We start from the raw sequence: 16,060 nt of genomic DNA on the forward strand, positions 1-16,060 counted from the left end.
CCGAGGAGCGTCATGCGTGACTTCGTCTTCCCCGGCGGCACCGCGGTGCTGACCGGCGCGGCCAGCGGCATCGGTGAGGCCCTGGCGCACGGGCTGGCCCGCCGGGGCGCCGACCTGGTCCTGCTCGACCGGGACGCCGAGCGGCTGGACGCGGTGGTCGCCGCAATCCGCGCCGCGTACCCCGACCGGCGCGTCGAGACCCACCTGGTCGACCTCGCCGACGCCGACGCCACCGACCGGGTCGCCGCCGAGATCCTCGGCGCGCACCCGCGGATCCGGCTGCTGGTCAACAACGCCGGGGTGGCGCTGGGCGGCCGGTTCGACCAGGTCACCCTGGAGGAGTTCCTCTGGGTCATCGAGATCAACTTCCGGGCCGTGGTCCGGCTGACCCACGCGCTGCTGCCCGCGCTCAAGGCCGAACCGGGGGCCCACCTGGTCAACGTCTCCAGCCTCTTCGGGCTGATCGCGCCCGCCGGGCAGGCCGCCTACTCGGCCAGCAAGTTCGCGGTGCGTGGCTTCACCGAGGCGCTGCGGCACGAGCTGGTCGACGACGGGGTCGGGGTCACCTCGGTGCACCCGGGCGGCATCCGCACCCGGATCGCGAGCAGCGCCCGGGTGGGCAGCGGCGTCTCGACCGAGGAGTACGAGGCCGGCCGGAAGCAGTTCGAGAAGCTGCTCTCCATCGACCCGGCGAAGGCCGCCGAGGTGATCCTGCGCGGGGTCGAGCGCCGCCGCGGCCGGGTGCTGATCGGCTGGTCGGCGAAGCTGCCCGACCTGCTGGCCCGGGTCGCCCCCGCCGGGTACGGAAAGGTGCTGGCCCTCGGGATGCGGCCGCGCCCGGCCCGGGTGCCGGCCCCGCGCCCCGCCACCGAGCCCGTGCCGTCGGACCCGGGACGGCCGGCGTGACCCTCGCCCTGCCGCCGGCCGAGGAGCTGACCGTCGCGGGGCGGCGGATGCGCTGCCGGATCGACGGCCACGGCACGCCCGTGGTGCTGCTGCACGGCATCGGCCGGACCCTCGAGGACTTCGCCGCCGTGCACGCGGGGCTGGCCCGCGACCACCGGGTGCTCTCCGTGGACCTGCCCGGGCACGGCGGCTCCGCCCCGCTGGACGACCCGCACACCCTGCCGGCGCTGGCCGCGGCCGTCGCCGGGTTCCTGGACGCCGCCGGCGTCACCGGCCCGGCGCACCTGGTCGGCAACTCCATGGGCGGGGCGGTGGCCATGCGGCTCGCCGCCGACGCGCCGGAGCGGGCGGCCAGCCTCGTGCTGGTCAACAGCGCCGGCTTCGGCAAGGAGGTGACCGCCGCGCTGCGGCTGCTCGCCGTGCGGCCCCTCGCCCGACTGCTGCTGCGCCCCCACCCGGCGATCGCCCGCCGCACCGAGCGGGCCATCTTCCACGACCCGGCGTACGTCACCGAGGCGCGGATCGCCACCGCCCTGGCCGCGGCCCGGCAGCCGCACGCCGCCCGGGTGATGCTGGAACTGGTGCGCAGCCTCGGCACCTGGCGCGGCGTACGCCCCGAGTGGCGGGCCGAACTGCTCCACGCGGTGGCCGCGCTCGACCTGCCCACCCTGGTCGTCTGGGGCGACCGGGACCTGATCCTGCCCGCCGCCCACCTCTCGTTCGCGCGGTCGCGGCTGCCGAGCGCGCAGGGCCACCTGTTCCGCGACACCGGCCACATGCCGCAGATCGAGCGGGCCGCCGAGTTCGAGGGCCTGGTCAGGCGGTTCTGGTCGCCGTCCGGTGCCGCAGCACCAGCGTGACGGCCACCAGGACCACGAGCACGCCGGCGATCAGGTCGACCGGCGCGAACAGCCACGGCGTCACGAGCACCAGCGCCGCCGCGGCGGGGAACAGCACCAGGCCGGCGCCGCGCTTGGCCGGCAGGTGCAGCGCCCAGAGGGCGACCAGGTAGACCGCGACGGGCACGGCCACCGCGTAGCCGGCCACCCGGCCGGAGGCGTGCCCGGTGTGCAGCTCGTGGTCGACCGCCACGGCCAGCCCGGCGCCGACCGCCGCGATCGAGCTGAAGACGAAGTAGTGGCCGTAGCCCCAGGTCAGCGCCCCGTGCACCGACGCCGGCGGCAGCGGGTCGGGCCGGTCGAAATAGAGCCACCAGATCGCGAAGACGATCAGCGTGCCGGCGGCGGCCAGCGACCACAGCTGCCCGTTGCCCGCGTCCACCCCGCGCTGGATCGCCACCGACGTGGAGAGCACCGCCTCGCCCAGGACGATGAGGGTGAACAGCTGGTACCGCTCGGCGATGTGGTGCGGGTGCCAGGTGGTCTGCCGGCGCCGCTCGCCCAGCACCGGCACCAGGAGGTCGGCGACGACCAGCACCACGAAGGCGGGCATGAGCCAGGCGGGCGGCAGGAGGAGCCGGAGCAGCCAGCCGGCCTGCACCACACCCACGCCGACCGCGAACGTCAGCGCGGTGGCCCGGTGCGCCGGATCGCCGGCGGCCGCCCGCAGCCAGTTCACCGTGGCGGCCAGCCGCATCACCACGTACCCGTAGGTGATCGTGGTGAAGTCGGCCTCGCCGAAGGCGCGCGGCACGCCCGCGGCGAGGATCAGCGCCCCGGCGATCTGCACCAGCACGGTCAGCCGGTAGACGTCGTCGTCGGTGTCGTAGGCGGAGGCGAACCAGGTGAAGTTCACCCAGGCCCACCAGATCGCGAAGAAGACGCTCAGGTAGCTGACCAGGCCATGCCCGACGTGCCCCTCCGCGACGTCGTGGTGCAGGCCCTCCGACGCCAGCGCCACGGCGACCACGAAGCACAGGTCGAAGAAGAGCTCCAGCGGGGTGGCGGCCCGGTGCGCCTCGTCCCGCCGGCGCGCCCGCATCGGGCGGTACCAGGCCCGGAAGGACGCGTCGCTCTGCACCCGGTGCTCCTCGCCGACGGCGGGTCAGCTGCACCACACGATAACCAGCTCAGGCCGCCGCGGACGGGACCGGCTCCGGAACTCCGGCGGAAAGGGGAGCGGCGGCGTGGGAGAGCGCCACCAGCGCGGCCTCCACGTCGCCCGGCAGCCGCCGCCGGTGCCGCAGCACCCAGCCGGCCTGCCGGGCCGCGTCGCGCAGGCCGGCCCGCCCGGCCGGGTCCCGCCAGGCGTCGGCGACCACCGCCCGCAGCACCCGCCCCGGCCGGCGCAGCGCCGCGGTGAGCACCCGGTTGCGGGCCTCCACCCGCCGGCGGGCCCGGGGGTCGCGCCCGGCCGGCACCGGCAGGTGGTGGGCCACCAGCTCCGGCACGTACGCGAGGTTCCAGCCCGCCGCGGCCAGGTCCATGGCGAGCAGCGCCTCCTCGCCGTACGTGCCGAGCCGCTCGGCGAAGCCCCCGACCTGCCGGTACGCGTCGCGGCGCAGCACCACGGCGCAGGCCAGGAACCCGAGCACGGTGGGCCCCGGCGCGTCCGGCTCGGTGCCCAGCGGCGCCCGGGCCATCGCGGCCGAGACCGGGTCCCGCCGGGCCGCCGCGCCGACCCGTACCTCCCCGGTGAGCAGGGCCGTCCGCGGGTGCCGGCGCAGCACCGCGGCCGCCCGGTCGAGCGCGTCCGGCGCCCAGTACGAGTCGTCGTCGGCGAACGCCACGTACGGCGTGCGGGCCAGGCCCACCCCGACGTTGCGCGCCGCCCCGGCGCCCGCGTTGCGGCCCAGCTCCACCACCCGCACCCGGGGGAACTCCCGGGCCACGGCGGCCGGCGTGCCGTCCTCGGAGCCGTTGTCCACCACGATCACCGGGGCGGTGTGCCGGGGCAGCAGGGCGAGGAGCTGCTCCCGCCGGTTGCGGGTGGCCACCACGATCGTCACGTCGGTCGTCATGGCCGCCCTGGTACCCCGGCCGGCCGGACTCACGCGTGGCGGGGCGAACGGCGGGAACATCCCCGGCATGGCCGAGGTGACGCTCTTCCTCGCCGGTGACGTGATGACCGGGCGCGGCGTGGACCAGATCCTGCCCCACGCCGGCTCGCCCGCGCTGTGGGAGGAACTGGTCACCGACGCCCGCCGGTACGTGGCGCTGGCCGAGGCGGTGGGCGGCCCGGTGCCGCGGCCGGCCCCGCCGCAGTGGCCGTGGGGCGACGCGCTGCGGATGCTCGACGCGGAACGCCCGGACGTGCGCGTCGTCAACCTGGAGACGGCGGTGACCGCCCGCGGCGAGCACGCCCCCGGCAAGGGCATCCACTACCGGATGCACCCGGCCAACCTGCCCTGCCTGACCGCCGCCCGGCTCGACGTCTGCGCCTTGGGCAACAACCACGTGCTGGACTTCGGCCCGACCGGGCTGGTCGACACCCTGGACGCGCTGCGCGCCGCGGGCATCCGGACTGCCGGCGCGGGCCGGGACGCCGAGGAGGCGTGGCGGCCGGCCGTCGTGCCGCTGGCCGGCGGGCGCCGGCTGCTGGTCTGGTCCGTGGGCGCGGTGTCCAGCGGGGTGTTCCCGCAGTGGGCCGCGCGGGACGGGCGGCCCGGGGTGGCGTACCTGCCGGAGGTGTCGGCGGCCACAGCCGGCGCGCTCGCCCAGCGGATCGGCGGGACCGCGCGGCCGGCGGACCTGGTGGTGGTCTCGGTGCACTGGGGGAGCAACTGGGGCCACGAGGTGCCGGACGAGCACGTCGCGTTCGCGCACGCGCTGGTCGACGCCGGGGTGCACGTCGTGCATGGCCACTCCTCGCACCACCCCCGCCCGATCGAGCGCTATCGGGACCGGCTGATCCTCTACGGCTGCGGCGACCTGATCGACGACTACGAGGGGATCGGCGGGCAGGAGGCGTACCGGCCGGAGTTGCGGTTGCTGCACCTGCCCACCCTCGACGCGGACACCGGCGAGCTGCGGCGGCTGCGCCTGGTCCCGGTCCGGATGCGCCGGATGCGGCTGCAACCCGCCACGCCCGCCGAGGCCGGGTGGCTCGCCGATCTCCTCGACACCCTCGGCCGGCCCTCCGGCACCCGCTTCGCCCGCGACCCCGACGGCGCGCTCACGCTCCGCTGACGTGACCCGGGCCACGTTCGCGCCGGCCGGCGGCGGTGCCCCTCGGTCTCAGGTGCATCATAGATACATGACGCATCCCACCCCCGTGCCCGGGGCCCGGTCGACCGCGCCGTCCGCCGCCGAGCGGGCCTACCAGCACCTCAAGCGGGCCATCCTGGAGCAGGTGTACCCGGGCGGGCTGCTGGTCAGCGAGGGGGAGATCGCCGAGGCGACCGGGGTCTCCCGCACGCCGGTCCGGGAGGCGCTGCTGCGCCTGGAGGCCGAGGGCCTGGTCAAGCTCTACCCCAAGCGCGGCGCCCTGATCCGGCCGGTCTCGGCCCGGGAGATCGCCGACGTCGTCGAGGCCCGCCGCCTGGTCGAGCTGCACGCCGCCCAGCAGGTCTGGCCGCGCCGGGCCGCCATCCGCGACGACCTGGCCCGCTGGCTCGACGAGATGCGCCGGGCGCACGCCGCCGGCGACGTCACCGCGCTGATGGCCGCCGACCGGGCGTTCCACGCCACCGTGGTCGAGGCGGCCGGCAACGAGATCCTCGCCGAGCTCTACCACCGGCTGCGCGACCGGCAGCTGCGGATGGGCGAGGCGAGCTTCCGGCTGTCGCCCGGCTGGGCCGAGGTGGCCCTCACCGAGCACGCCGGCCAGCTCGCCGCCCTCGACGGCGACGACCCGGGGGCCTGGCTCGACGCGGTCGGCGCGCACATCGACAACGTGGCGACCGTGCTGCGGAGGCTGCGGTGAGCGCCGCCACCCCCACGGTCGCCCGGCGCCGCTCCGCCGCCCTGGTCTTCGCGGTGGCCGTCACCGCGTACGTGGCCGCCGTCTTCCACCGCAGCTCGCTCGGCGTCACCGGGGTCGACGCGGCGGACCGCTTCCACATCAACGCCGCCGCGCTGGCCACCTTCAGCGTCGCCCAGCTCGCCGTCTACGCGGCCATGCAGATCCCCGTCGGGGTGCTGCTCGACCGGTACGGCTCGCGCCGGCTGCTGCTGGCCGGCGGCGCGCTGATGGTGGCCGGGCAGCTCTGCTTCGCCGTCGCCACCGACGTCCGGCTCGCCGTCGCCGCCCGGGTGCTCGTCGGCCTCGGCGACGCCATGACCTTCATCAGCGTGCTGCGGATCGTCGCGTTCTGGTTCCCCGGCCGGCGCAACCCGCTGCTCGTGCAGCTCACCGGCACCATCGGGCAACTCGGCGCGGTCCTCGGCGCCGTACCCCTGGTGGCGCTGCTGCACCACGCCGGCTGGACGCCCGCGTTCCTCACCGCCGCGGCGCTCGGCGCCACCGTGCTGCTGCTGGTGCTCGTCGCGGTCCGGGACACCCCGCACGCCGAGCACAGCAGCGCGCTCGCCCCCGACCTGGCCGCCGTACGCCGGCAGCTCGCCGACGCCTGGGCCCAGCCCGGCACCCGGCTCGGCCTCTGGACGCACTTCGTCACCCAGTTCTCCGGCTCGGTGTTCGCCCTGCTCTGGGGCTACCCGTTCCTGGTGCAGGGGCAGGGCTTCCCGCCCACCGCGGCGGCCGCCCTGCTCACCCTGATGACCGTGGTGACCCTGGTCTGCGGCCCGGTTATCGCGCACCTGTGCGCCCGGCACCCCTTCCACCGCTCGGCGGTGGTCTTCGCCATCACGGCCGCCACCGCGGCGGTCTGGGCGGTGGTGCTGGCCTGGCCCGGCCGCGCCCCGCACGGGCTGCTGGTGGCCCTCGTGGTGGTCCTCGCGGTCAACGGTCCCGGCTCGGTGATCGGCTTCGACTACGCGCGCACGTTCAACCCGGTGCACCGCATCGGCAGCGCCACCGGCATCGTCAACGTGGGCGGCTTCGTCGCCTCGATCCTGCTGATCCTGGCCGTCGGCGTGGTGCTGGACCTGGCCACCCCGGCCGGCCGGAGCACCCCGCCGCTGTCCGCGTTCCGCTGGGCGTTCGCCGTGCAGTACCTGCTCTGGGGGCTCGGCGCGGTGCAGGTGCTGCGCTACCGCAACGCCGCCCGCCGCCGCCACGCCGCGGAGGCCGTGCCGGTGGCCGCCGCCGTGGCCGGTCCGGTCACGTGAACCGGCGCTTGTGGGTCAGCGAGTCCAGCACCAGCGTCAGCCCGGCGGCGACCAGCCAGCTGTCCTTGGCCAGGCCGATGCCGGCCTGCGACGGCTTGAGGCTGTTCGCCTCCCGCATGCCGGGCGTCTTGAGGTAGAGCTGCACCAGGCCGGCCCCGAAGGCGGTCAGCCCGGCGCCGGCCAGCAGTGCCGGCACGAACGGGGTGAGCAGCGCGGCGCCCAGCGCGATCTCGCCGCGGGAGAGCAGCTTCGCGAACTGGTCTGGCGGGAACTGCCGCAGCTGGGGGATCGCCCCGACCGCCATGCCGTGCATGCCGGCGGCGGCCTCGCCCTCAAGGGAGCGCTTGGACAGCCCGGAATTCAGGATGAACGCGCCGATGATGAGCCGTAGCGGCGCATGGGTCAACCTCATGATCACTCCCGTCGGTGCCGGAGAACCGGGCCCCCGCGTACCCCGCGAAGCGCCGGATAACCGCCCCCTGGACGGTGGGCCGCCGACGATGATCGGCGGTAGGTTCGGCTGGAGTCGAGCGAGGGAGGGACCGTGGGTCAGGAAGTTCGGGGAGTCGTGTCGCGGCGCAAGGGCGCGCCCGTGGAGGTCACCACGATCGTGGTGCCCGACCCGGGGCCGGGCGAGGCGGTGGTCCGCGTCCAGTCCTGCGGGGTGTGCCACACCGACCTGCACTACCGCGAGGGCGGCATCACCGACGACTACCCGTTCCTGCTCGGCCACGAGGCCGCCGGCATCGTGGAGCAGGTGGGGGAGGGGGTCACCGACGTGGCGCCCGGCGACTTCGTGGTGCTCAACTGGCGGGCGGTCTGCGGGCAGTGCCGCGCCTGCCGGCGGGGCCGTCCCTGGTACTGCTTCAACACCCACAACGCCGCGCGGAAGATGACGCTGACCGACGGCACCGAGCTGGCGCCCGCCCTGGGCATCGGCGCGTTCGCCGAGAAGACCCTGGTGCACGCCGGCCAGTGCACCAAGGTCGACCCGTCCGCCCGGCCCGCCGCCGTCGGCCTGCTGGGCTGCGGCGTGATGGCCGGCCTCGGCGCGGCCATGAACACCGGCGGCGTGACCCGGGGCGACTCGGTGGCGGTGATCGGCTGCGGCGGCGTCGGCGACGCGGCGGTGGCGGGCGCGGCCCTGGCCGGGGCGACCACCATCATCGCCGTGGACACCGACTCCCGGAAGCTCGACTGGGCCCGGAAGTTCGGCGCCACGCACACCGTCAACGCCTCCGACGACGACCCGGTCGAGGCGATCCGCGCCGCCACCGGAGGATTCGGCGCCGACGTGGTCATCGACGCGGTGGGCCGCCCGGAGACCTGGAAGCAGGCGTTCTACGCCCGCGACCTCGCCGGCACAGTCGTGCTGGTCGGCGTACCCACCCCGGAGATGCGGATCGAGCTGCCGCTGCTGGACGTCTTCGGCCGGGGCGGCGCCCTCAAGTCCAGCTGGTACGGCGACTGCCTGCCCAGCCGCGACTTCCCGATGCTCACCGAGCTGTACCGGCAGGGCCGCCTCGACCTGGACGCCTTCGTCACCGAGGAGATCGCGCTCGACCAGGTCGAGGAGGCGTTCACCCGGATGCACCACGGCGACGTGCTCCGGTCGGTGGTGGTCTTCCCGTGACGGCCCGCGTCGACCACGCCGTCACCTCCGGCACGTTCTCCCTCGACGGGCAGACCTTCGACGTCGACAACAACGTCTGGGTGATCGGTGACGACGCCGAGTGCGTGGTCGTCGACGCCCCGCACGACGTCGACGCCATCCGCGCCGTGATCGGCGGCCGCCGGGTGGTCGCCATCCTGGCCACCCACGCCCACGACGACCACGTCCGGGTCGCGCCGGAGCTGGCCCGGGCCACCGGCGCGCCGGTGCTGCTGCACCCGGCCGACCGGGTGCTCTGGGACCTCGTCCACCCGGACACCCTGCCCGACGGCGAACTCAACGACGGGCAGACCGTCGAGGTCGGCGGCACCACCCTGCGGGTGCTGCACACCCCCGGCCACAGCCCGGGCGCGTGCAGCCTCCACGCCCCCGACCTGGGCGCGGTCTTCACGGGGGACACCCTCTTCGCCGGCGGTCCCGGCGCCACCGGCCGCTCCTTCAGCGACTTCGGCACGATCATCGAGTCGATCCGGACCCGGCTGCTCACCCTGCCGCCGCAGACCGTGGTCCACACCGGACACGGCGACGACACCACGATCGCCGCGGAGGCGCCCCACCTCGACGAGTGGATCGCCCGCGGGCACTGAGCCGACCACCCGGCCGGGTCACCGGCCCGGGCGGGCGTCGCCGGCCTCAGCGCTCGCCGTCGAGCACCGGCTTGACGTCGAGTACGGGGGTGCCGTCGACCGCCTCCAGGTCGGCCACCCGCAGCCGTACGCCGTCCACGTCGAGCACCCGCACCCGGTGCAACCCGATGGGGTTGGGCCGGTGCGGCGAGCGGGTGGCGAACACGCCGGTCTCCGGGCGGGACACGTCACCGCGCGGGTGCACGGCGAGCACGTCCCGCCGGGCCCGGTCCAACCAGGTCAGCACCAGCACGTCCGCGCCGGGCCGCAGCCCGTCCAGCGCCGGGGCGTACGCGGCGTCGAAGACCAGCCACGCCTCCGGCGCCCCCTCGTCGCCCTGCTTCGGCGCCGCCGCCGGATCGGTCAGCGGCGACTGGACCCGGCCGACCGCGCGCAGCGCCGGTGCCGTTCCCGTCATGGAGCCTCCCGCAGCATGTGCAGCCGGACCGTGGTGCCGGCCGCGGTGGTGTGCATCAGCACCAGGTCGCACAGGGCGTGCACGATGACCAGTCCCCGCCCGCCGATCCCGTCGTGCGCCGGTGCGAGCCGCCCGGCGAGCGGGTCGGCCAGCCAGCCGTCGTCGTGGACCTCGCACACCAGGTGCCGGTCGGTGCACCACGCCTGCACGGTGCCGGCGCCGCCGGCGTGCGCCACGCTGTTCGTGGCCAGCTCGGTGACCGCGATCTGCAGGTCGGCCACCCGGTCGGCGGCCAGCCCGACGCCGACCGCCTGCTCGGCGACGAACCGTCGCACCTGCGGCAGCGTGTCCAGGTCGTAGCGGAGCACGGCGACCGGCTCCGCCGGGCTGGGCAGCGGCTTGTTGTGCCGTTCGGCGACCGCCGCCGGGGAGTAGCCGGCGATGCGGCGGCAACCGTCGCCGTCGACCAGCAGCGGGTGCGTGCAGCGGGCCTCGGCGAGCACGCCGGGCTCGAGCCGCCCCGCGTCGTACGGGCACAGGATGCTCGCCGCCCGGCCGGCGAAGGCCCAGTTGATCGCGGCCTCGTGCTGGGCGCAGGCCCGGTACTCCTCGGCGGTGCGGCCGGCCCAGATCGGCTCGCCGATGATCCGGACCCGCCGGTCGGGATGCCGGTCGGCGAACGCCTGGAGCACGCACGGGATGATCCGGCCGGGGTTGCGCCCCGCCTCGGTCATGTCGGCCCACCCGACGTCGTCGGCGGCCGCACCGAGCGCCGCGCGGATCAGCGCCAGCTGCGGCCCGGGGGTGGCCACCAGCACCGGATCGCCCGCGGCGAGTCCCGCCCGGACGAACGGCACGGTGACCGCGAGCAGGCTCGCCGCGTCGGTGTAGAAGGCCAGCTCGTGACGGAACTCGGCCGCTGTCGGGCCGGCGGGCGCGCTCATGCCGGGTCCTCCGCCGGCGCGCCGTCGAGCAGGTGCAGCAGCCGGTGCAGCGCCGGCCGGCACCCGATCAGCCGGATGCCCGTGGCGGTGGCCCGGTCCGCCCGGACCAGCGCGGTGGCGGCGCCCACGTCGGCAAAACTCAGCTCGGAGACGTCCAGCACCGGCGCGCGCCCCGCCGCCCGCTGGTCGGCCGTCACGTGGTGCAGCACCGCCGTGAACGCCTCCCGGTTGCTCCGGTCCACCTGCCCCACCAGGCGCAACCCCGGCGGGTCCGTCGTCCGGTACGCCCGCAGCAGCGGCACCCAGGTCCGCGCGGTGCCCGGCCCGGCCGTCCCCGGATGGGCCGCCGCGACGGCCCGCATCCCGTCGGCCGGGAAGATCCGGCGGTCGTACAGGCACAGACCGGCGACGCGGGCGTCCAGGAAGAGCGGGTTGAGCGCGGTCTCGTACCGGCGCAGGTCGTCCAGGGTGGTGCCGCTGCGCAGCACCCACGTCATGTCACCGCTGAGCCGGATCCCCGGGTAGCCCTCGTGCCGCGCGCGGTCCACCTCGTCGACCACGGCGGCCACCATGCTTTCCGGCGTCGGCCGGCCGCCGGTCGGGTAGACCTCCACAGCCGGCACGATGCGCAGCTGGCCGGCCGCCACGGCGGCCTCCGTCGGCACACCCACGGCGTCGACCCGGGCGCGCACCGCCTGCGGCGGCGAGGTCTCGGTGAAGCAGACGACCTTGTGACCGAGGCGCAGGCCGGCGGCGGCGAAGCGGCCGACGGCGTCGAGGGCCTCGCCCTCGTCGCCGTGCGTCCAACAGACGTGGTCGCCAAGGTGAACCTGGTCGACCACGGTCGTAGCAGTCACGGTGCTGGCCTTCCCGATCGGCGCGTCCCTCACTGTAACGCCGGCTTGGGCGCCGCCCGAACCGGCGGCGATCCGCTTGCCCGCGACGGCGTCGCGGGGTTAACGTGGCGAACGACCCCGGATGCCGGCGCACCGCGCCACCCGGAGTCACTCTCCCGAACGCGGCAACCCGCCCGCGGGTCCTCGGCCCGCCTGGTGCCGCCCTTACGGACCGTCTTCCGTCGCCGCCTGCCCATGCGAGCCGGCGAGGTGGTCGGCCGCTGAGCCATCGCCTCCGCCTCTGCCTCCGCGAGGCGGCGAATCGTCCGGCGCGTGAGCCCGTCGCGGATCCCACGGAACGAGCCGCCCGGGTCCCGAACCAACCCTCCTTCGTCCGTCCCGATCGGGGACCGCAACCAACCGAAAGGCACTCGATGAACGACACCCCCGCGCCGCTCCCGGTGAGCGGCATCGTCGACACGGTCGACGACCACGCGCTGCTGCGGGTGGACGGCTACCTGCCCTCCACCGCCGACGCCCACCTCACCGCCGGCCAGCTCCGCCGGTACGGCCTCCGTCGCGGCGACCTCGTCACCGGCGCGGTCGCCACCACACCCGGCAAGGGCCGGCACGCCCCGCTCATCCGGGTCGACACCGTCAACGGGACCACCCCCGAGCAGGCGCGCCACCGCCCCGACTTCCATCGGCTGACGCCGGTCCACCCGTACCAGCGGCTGCGGCTGGAGACCGAGCCGCACATCCTGACCACCCGGGTCGTCGACCTGGTCATGCCGATCGGCAAGGGCCAGCGGGCGCTGATCGTCTCGCCGCCGAAGGCGGGTAAGACGATGGTGCTGCAGGCGATCGCGAACGCGATCACCCGCAACAACCCGGAGTGCCACCTCATGGTGGTGCTGGTCGACGAGCGGCCCGAAGAGGTCACCGACTTTTCTCGATCGGTGAAGGGCGAGGTCATCGCGGCCACGTTCGACCGTCCGCCGCAGGACCACACCACGGTGGCGGAGCTGGCGATCGAGCGGGCGAAACGCCTGGTCGAGCTGGGCCACGACGTGGTCGTGCTGCTCGACTCGCTGACCCGGCTCGGCCGCGCCTACAACCTGACCGTCCGCTCGGCCGGCCGCACCCTCTCCGGCGGCATCGACGTGGCCGCGCTCACCCCGCCCAAGCAGCTGCTCGCCGCCGCCCGGTCGATCGAGGAGGGCGGCTCGCTGACCGTGATCGCCTCGGCGCTGGTGGAGACCAGCTCCGCCGCCGACGGCCTCATCTTCGAGGAGTTCAAGAGCACCGGCAACGCCGAGCTGAGGCTGGACCGGTCCTTGGCCGATCGGCGTACCTTTCCCGCCGTCGACGTGCGCGCCTCCGGCACCCGCCGGGAGGAGCTGCTGCTCACCGAGGTCGAGCGGGACCGCCTGCGGGCACTGCGTTCCGCGCTGTCCACGCTGGACCGGCAGGCGGCCCTGGACCAGCTGCTCCGCCAGCTCGCCGCCACCGGCGGCAACGCCCACTTCCTCGCCCGCCTCGGCGCCGCCGCACGCGGCTAGGATCGTGCCTGATGGACGATTCCCGGGCCGAGGGGCCGCCGACCGTACGCCAGCTGCGCCTGGTCGTCGAGGCCGAGGACTACGACGCCGCGGTCGCCTTCTTCCGGGACGCGCTGGGCCTGCCCGAGCAGGCGGCGTACTCGGGCGGCGACGGCGCCCGCGTGGTGATCCTGGAGGCGGGGCGGGCCACGCTGGAGCTGGCGAACCCCGCGCAGAAGCGGATGATCGACGAGGTGGAGGTCGGCCGCCAGGTCGCGCCCCGGCTGCGGGTGGCGTTCGAGGTGGACGACAGCCGGGCGGCCACCGAGCGCCTCGTCGCGGCGGGCGCCACCGAGGTCGCCCCGCCGACGGTCACCCCGTGGCAGTCGCTCAACGCCCGCCTCGACGGCCCGGCGGGCCTGCACCTCACCGTGTTCCAGGAGCTGCGCAGCCCGGATGAGCGGGAGGCCCTGGACGGCTTCGGCACCGGCGCCTGAAATCCGCGTAGCGCGCCGCCGGCGGCCCCGGCGATACTCGGGCCCGTGCCCGACGTGATGTTGACCGCCGCCCAGGCCGCCGCCCTCCGGCACGTCCGCGACGCCGCCCTGCGGGACCGGCCGGCGGCGCTCGCCGTCATCGAGGGGCACCTCGCCGGCTCCGGCGCCGCGTACCGGGCGGAGGAGATCGTCGCGGCGGTGGCCGCGCACGGCCGGCTCACCCTCAACTTCCACCCCGACCGGCTGCTGCGCGACGGCCGTACGGTGGCCGAGGCGCTCGACCAGGAGGGCGTCTACCGCAGCCAGTTCGAGACGGGCATCTCCAACGGCGGGCTGACCGCGTTCCCGGGCGGCGACCGGGACCGCTGGGAGGAGGCGCTGTTCGGCGGGGCGTACCAGCGGCCCGGCGTGCCGCCCACGGAGCGCCCGAAGTACGGCGGCCTCAACCTGCTCGACCACCCGGACGGGGCCTGCCCCCGGTTCGGCTCCTGCCATCTGCGGCTGCGCCCCGCGGCGCTCGCGCGGGCCACCTTCTGCTTCGGCGACAGCCACACCGCGCCGAAGGACCTCGGCACGATGACGGTGTTCGAGCCGGTGCTCGCCGCGCTGCTGGCGGCCACCGCCGAGACCGGGGTCAGCCTGGGCGTGGCCGGCATGGACACCGGCGCCCTCCTGCGGACGCTGCTGCGCCGGCGCGAGCGCGCGTCCGACGCGGCCGGGCGGGCGCTGGACGACTACATCGAGGCGCAGGTGCACGGCGACGTGAGCCTGGCCCGGGACGTGGAGGCGGTGGTGGTCGACCCCTCGTTCCGGGACACCGCGGAGGGGCGGATCCTCGTCGGGCTCGCCCGGCGGCACGGTTTCGCGCTGTGCTGGCACACCGGGTTCGAACTGCCGGTCGACGGTGTCGACGCCGAGTTCCGGGGGCCGGCCATCCCGCCGCTCGCCGCCCGGGTCCACGCCGAGTTCGCCCGACCCGGGGAGCCGGTGCACGCCGCCCTGATCGGCCGGGCCGCCGCCTCGGTGGTACGCGAGCCGCAGTGCTGGGCCGACCGGGGCCCGACCGAGCTGACCCTGCAGCACCTCAAGCAGCTCTGGCACGTCCTGGTCCGGTTCGGCGTCCCGGCGGCCGGCTAGCCCGGTTCCCGACCTCCCCGTACGCCTCGTCCCGGCCGTCCCGATTTCCGGGTGACCTGGGCCACAGCTGCGGCGGCACCCCGGCATATCCGGAATGCCCGACAGGTCGAAGCTGGTTGTGTCCCCCGTACCGCCGGAACGCAAACCCCGTACCGGCGAGTAATTCCCCCGAGGGGCGCTCACCCGGGAGCGCGTCGTAACGATCGAAAGGGCAACCATCGTGAAGCAGCACTTCACTCGATGGCTCCCCGCCATCGCGAAGACCGCCGTCGTCCAGACCGCCGTCGCGAAGGCCGCCAGCGCGAGGACCGCCATCGCCACCAGCCCGAACCGCCGCACCGCGCTGACTCTCGCGGGCGTGGCCTGCCTGGGCGGAATGGCGTTCGGCCCCACCGCCGTCGCCGCACCGTTGACGGGTGGCCCGCACGCCGGCGCTCGGGCGGCCATCGACCTGGCTACCGGCAAGGAGCCGGGCACCGACACGGTGAAGCCCGCCCAGACCACCGGCAGTGACAAGGTCCCGACCAAGGCCGACCGGCCCAGCCGGGAGAAGCTCATCCCGCACGGCGTCGAGGGCGCCCAGTCGCGCATCCCGCTCGACAACGCCCAACTCGACAACGCCAAGGCCATCGTGAAGGCGGCCAAGGAGACCGGCGTGGGTGAGCGGGGCGCCGTGATCGGCGTCGCCACCTCGCTCCAGGAGTCGAAGCTGTACAACCTCGGCCACCTCGGCGACTACAACGACCACGACTCCGAGGGCCTGTTCCAGCAGCGCCCGTCGTCCGGTTGGGGTACGCCCGAGCAGGTCACGAACCCGGACTACGCCAGCAAGGCGTTCTTCAACGGGCTGAAGAACGTCGGCGGCTGGCACGACCTGCCGCTGACCGCCGCGGCGCAGACGGTCCAGGTGTCCGCCTTCCCGTACGCGTACGCGCAGTGGGAGGAGCAGGCCGCGGACATCGTCCAGCAGGTCTGGTGACACGACGCGCGAACTCGGCCGGCCCCGCCAGGGGCCGGCCGTTTTCCGTTCGCGGGGTATGTCCGGTTCCCGCCGGCAGACCGAGGTTGTCTGCGCCGGATGTCCGTTTCGGGGGTGGTCGGTGGCACTCTGGCGGCGGAATGGCCGGCGGGTGGGCGTCGTTGTATCCCCGTGAACGACCGAGGAGGGCGCCCCGCGAGGCGGGGTGGCCGGGCCCGGAATGATGGTGGGCCGGCGGTCGTTGTACATGGTCCCGGCGCGACGAAGAGGCCCCGCCCCGCACGCCGGATGATCCCCCCAAGACTTTCTTTGAGCGCCTGACGGTGCTCGCGCACACCCGACCCCCATCGGCGTGGTGCGCCAAACCCCCAAG

Annotated in this window: 16 protein-coding genes and 1 pseudogene; 11 read left to right on the top strand and 6 right to left on the bottom strand. The window is 75.3% G+C overall.

Going from position 1 to position 16,060, the window contains the following annotated elements; genetic code table 11:
* Positions 1-12: 12 nt before the first annotated feature.
* Positions 13-906, top strand: coding sequence for an SDR family oxidoreductase (locus tag FXF50_RS28360; RefSeq protein ID WP_148431989.1), 894 nt, complete (start codon positions 13-15; stop codon positions 904-906).
* On the top strand, positions 903-1,766 hold the full coding sequence (locus FXF50_RS28365; protein WP_148431990.1) for an alpha/beta fold hydrolase: 864 nt from the start codon (positions 903-905) through the stop codon (positions 1,764-1,766). The genes FXF50_RS28360 and FXF50_RS28365 overlap by 4 nt, the downstream gene beginning before the upstream one ends.
* On the opposite strand, the gene FXF50_RS28370 is transcribed toward FXF50_RS28365, so the two are convergent.
* Entirely contained in the window at positions 1,723-2,886 is a 1,164-nt protein-coding gene (locus FXF50_RS28370) for a low temperature requirement protein A (protein ID WP_255510234.1), read from the bottom strand. The genes FXF50_RS28365 and FXF50_RS28370 overlap by 44 nt on opposite strands.
* 49 nt (positions 2,887-2,935) lie before the next feature.
* Positions 2,936-3,826: a glycosyltransferase family 2 protein gene (locus FXF50_RS28375; protein ID WP_148431991.1), complete on the bottom strand. Its 891-nt coding sequence runs from the start codon at positions 3,824-3,826 to the stop codon at positions 2,936-2,938.
* Between the two features lie 67 nt (positions 3,827-3,893).
* On the opposite strand from FXF50_RS28375, the gene FXF50_RS28380 reads away from it, so the two are divergent.
* The 3 genes from FXF50_RS28380 (at position 3,894) to FXF50_RS28390 (ending at position 7,037) form a co-directional block, all read left to right on the top strand.
* Positions 3,894-4,994: a CapA family protein gene (locus FXF50_RS28380; protein ID WP_148431992.1), complete on the top strand. Its 1,101-nt coding sequence runs from the start codon at positions 3,894-3,896 to the stop codon at positions 4,992-4,994.
* Positions 4,995-5,061: 67 nt separating this feature from the next.
* A complete protein-coding gene (locus tag FXF50_RS28385; protein WP_148431993.1) occupies positions 5,062-5,730 on the top strand; it encodes a GntR family transcriptional regulator in 669 nt (222 codons plus the stop codon).
* The gene (locus FXF50_RS28390; RefSeq protein WP_148431994.1) at positions 5,727-7,037 is read left to right on the top strand and encodes a nitrate/nitrite transporter; all 1,311 of its coding nucleotides are present in this window, start codon (positions 5,727-5,729) and stop codon (positions 7,035-7,037) included. Before FXF50_RS28385 ends, FXF50_RS28390 begins: the two co-directional genes overlap by 4 nt.
* Here the strand turns inward: FXF50_RS28390 and FXF50_RS28395 are convergent.
* Positions 7,030-7,449 carry a hypothetical protein gene (locus tag FXF50_RS28395; RefSeq protein ID WP_148431995.1) on the bottom strand — a complete coding sequence of 140 codons (420 nt, stop codon included), beginning with the start codon at positions 7,447-7,449 and terminating at the stop codon, positions 7,030-7,032. The genes FXF50_RS28390 and FXF50_RS28395 overlap by 8 nt on opposite strands.
* Before the next feature lie 132 nt (positions 7,450-7,581).
* Here FXF50_RS28395 and FXF50_RS28400 point away from each other — a divergent pair, with 132 nt between their 5' ends.
* Together FXF50_RS28400 and FXF50_RS28405 are read left to right on the top strand one after the other, a co-directional pair.
* Positions 7,582-8,670 (top strand): S-(hydroxymethyl)mycothiol dehydrogenase, encoded by a 1,089-nt coding sequence (locus FXF50_RS28400; protein ID WP_148431996.1) that lies wholly within the window; start codon positions 7,582-7,584, stop codon positions 8,668-8,670.
* The gene (locus tag FXF50_RS28405; RefSeq protein WP_148431997.1) at positions 8,667-9,296 is read left to right on the top strand and encodes an MBL fold metallo-hydrolase; all 630 of its coding nucleotides are present in this window, start codon (positions 8,667-8,669) and stop codon (positions 9,294-9,296) included. The genes FXF50_RS28400 and FXF50_RS28405 overlap by 4 nt, the downstream gene beginning before the upstream one ends.
* A gap of 46 nt (positions 9,297-9,342) precedes the next feature.
* On the opposite strand, the gene tsaA is transcribed toward FXF50_RS28405, so the two are convergent.
* Genes tsaA through FXF50_RS28420 form a run of 3 tightly spaced genes read right to left on the bottom strand, consistent with a single transcriptional unit; the run spans position 9,343 to position 11,554 of the window.
* Positions 9,343-9,753 carry a tRNA (N6-threonylcarbamoyladenosine(37)-N6)-methyltransferase TrmO gene (gene tsaA, locus FXF50_RS28410; protein ID WP_148431998.1) on the bottom strand — a complete coding sequence of 137 codons (411 nt, stop codon included), beginning with the start codon at positions 9,751-9,753 and terminating at the stop codon, positions 9,343-9,345.
* The gene (locus FXF50_RS28415; RefSeq protein ID WP_148431999.1) at positions 9,750-10,697 is read right to left on the bottom strand and encodes a sensor histidine kinase; all 948 of its coding nucleotides are present in this window, start codon (positions 10,695-10,697) and stop codon (positions 9,750-9,752) included. The genes tsaA and FXF50_RS28415 overlap by 4 nt, the downstream gene beginning before the upstream one ends.
* The gene (locus FXF50_RS28420; protein ID WP_187399864.1) at positions 10,694-11,554 is read right to left on the bottom strand and encodes an MEDS domain-containing protein; all 861 of its coding nucleotides are present in this window, start codon (positions 11,552-11,554) and stop codon (positions 10,694-10,696) included. Before FXF50_RS28420 ends, FXF50_RS28415 begins: the two co-directional genes overlap by 4 nt.
* Before the next feature lie 374 nt (positions 11,555-11,928).
* Here FXF50_RS28420 and rho point away from each other — a divergent pair.
* The 4 genes and pseudogenes from rho to FXF50_RS28440 form a co-directional block, all read left to right on the top strand.
* Positions 11,929-13,095, top strand: a pseudogene (gene rho, locus FXF50_RS28425) (transcription termination factor Rho); the annotation flags it as partial.
* Positions 13,096-13,106: 11 nt separating this feature from the next.
* Positions 13,107-13,571, top strand: coding sequence for a VOC family protein (locus tag FXF50_RS28430; RefSeq protein ID WP_148432002.1), 465 nt, complete (start codon positions 13,107-13,109; stop codon positions 13,569-13,571).
* 57 nt (positions 13,572-13,628) lie between these two features.
* Complete coding sequence (locus FXF50_RS28435) at positions 13,629-14,708, top strand: DUF3626 domain-containing protein (protein ID WP_148432006.1); 1,080 nt, start codon at positions 13,629-13,631, stop codon at positions 14,706-14,708.
* A 220-nt stretch (positions 14,709-14,928) separates the two neighbouring features.
* Entirely contained in the window at positions 14,929-15,687 is a 759-nt protein-coding gene (locus FXF50_RS28440; RefSeq protein WP_148432003.1) for a hypothetical protein, read from the top strand.
* Positions 15,688-16,060: the final 373 nt, after the last annotated feature.

Source organism: Micromonospora sp. AP08, from assembly GCF_008085935.1.
In the GTDB taxonomy this organism is placed as follows: domain Bacteria; phylum Actinomycetota; class Actinomycetes; order Mycobacteriales; family Micromonosporaceae; genus Micromonospora; species Micromonospora chersina.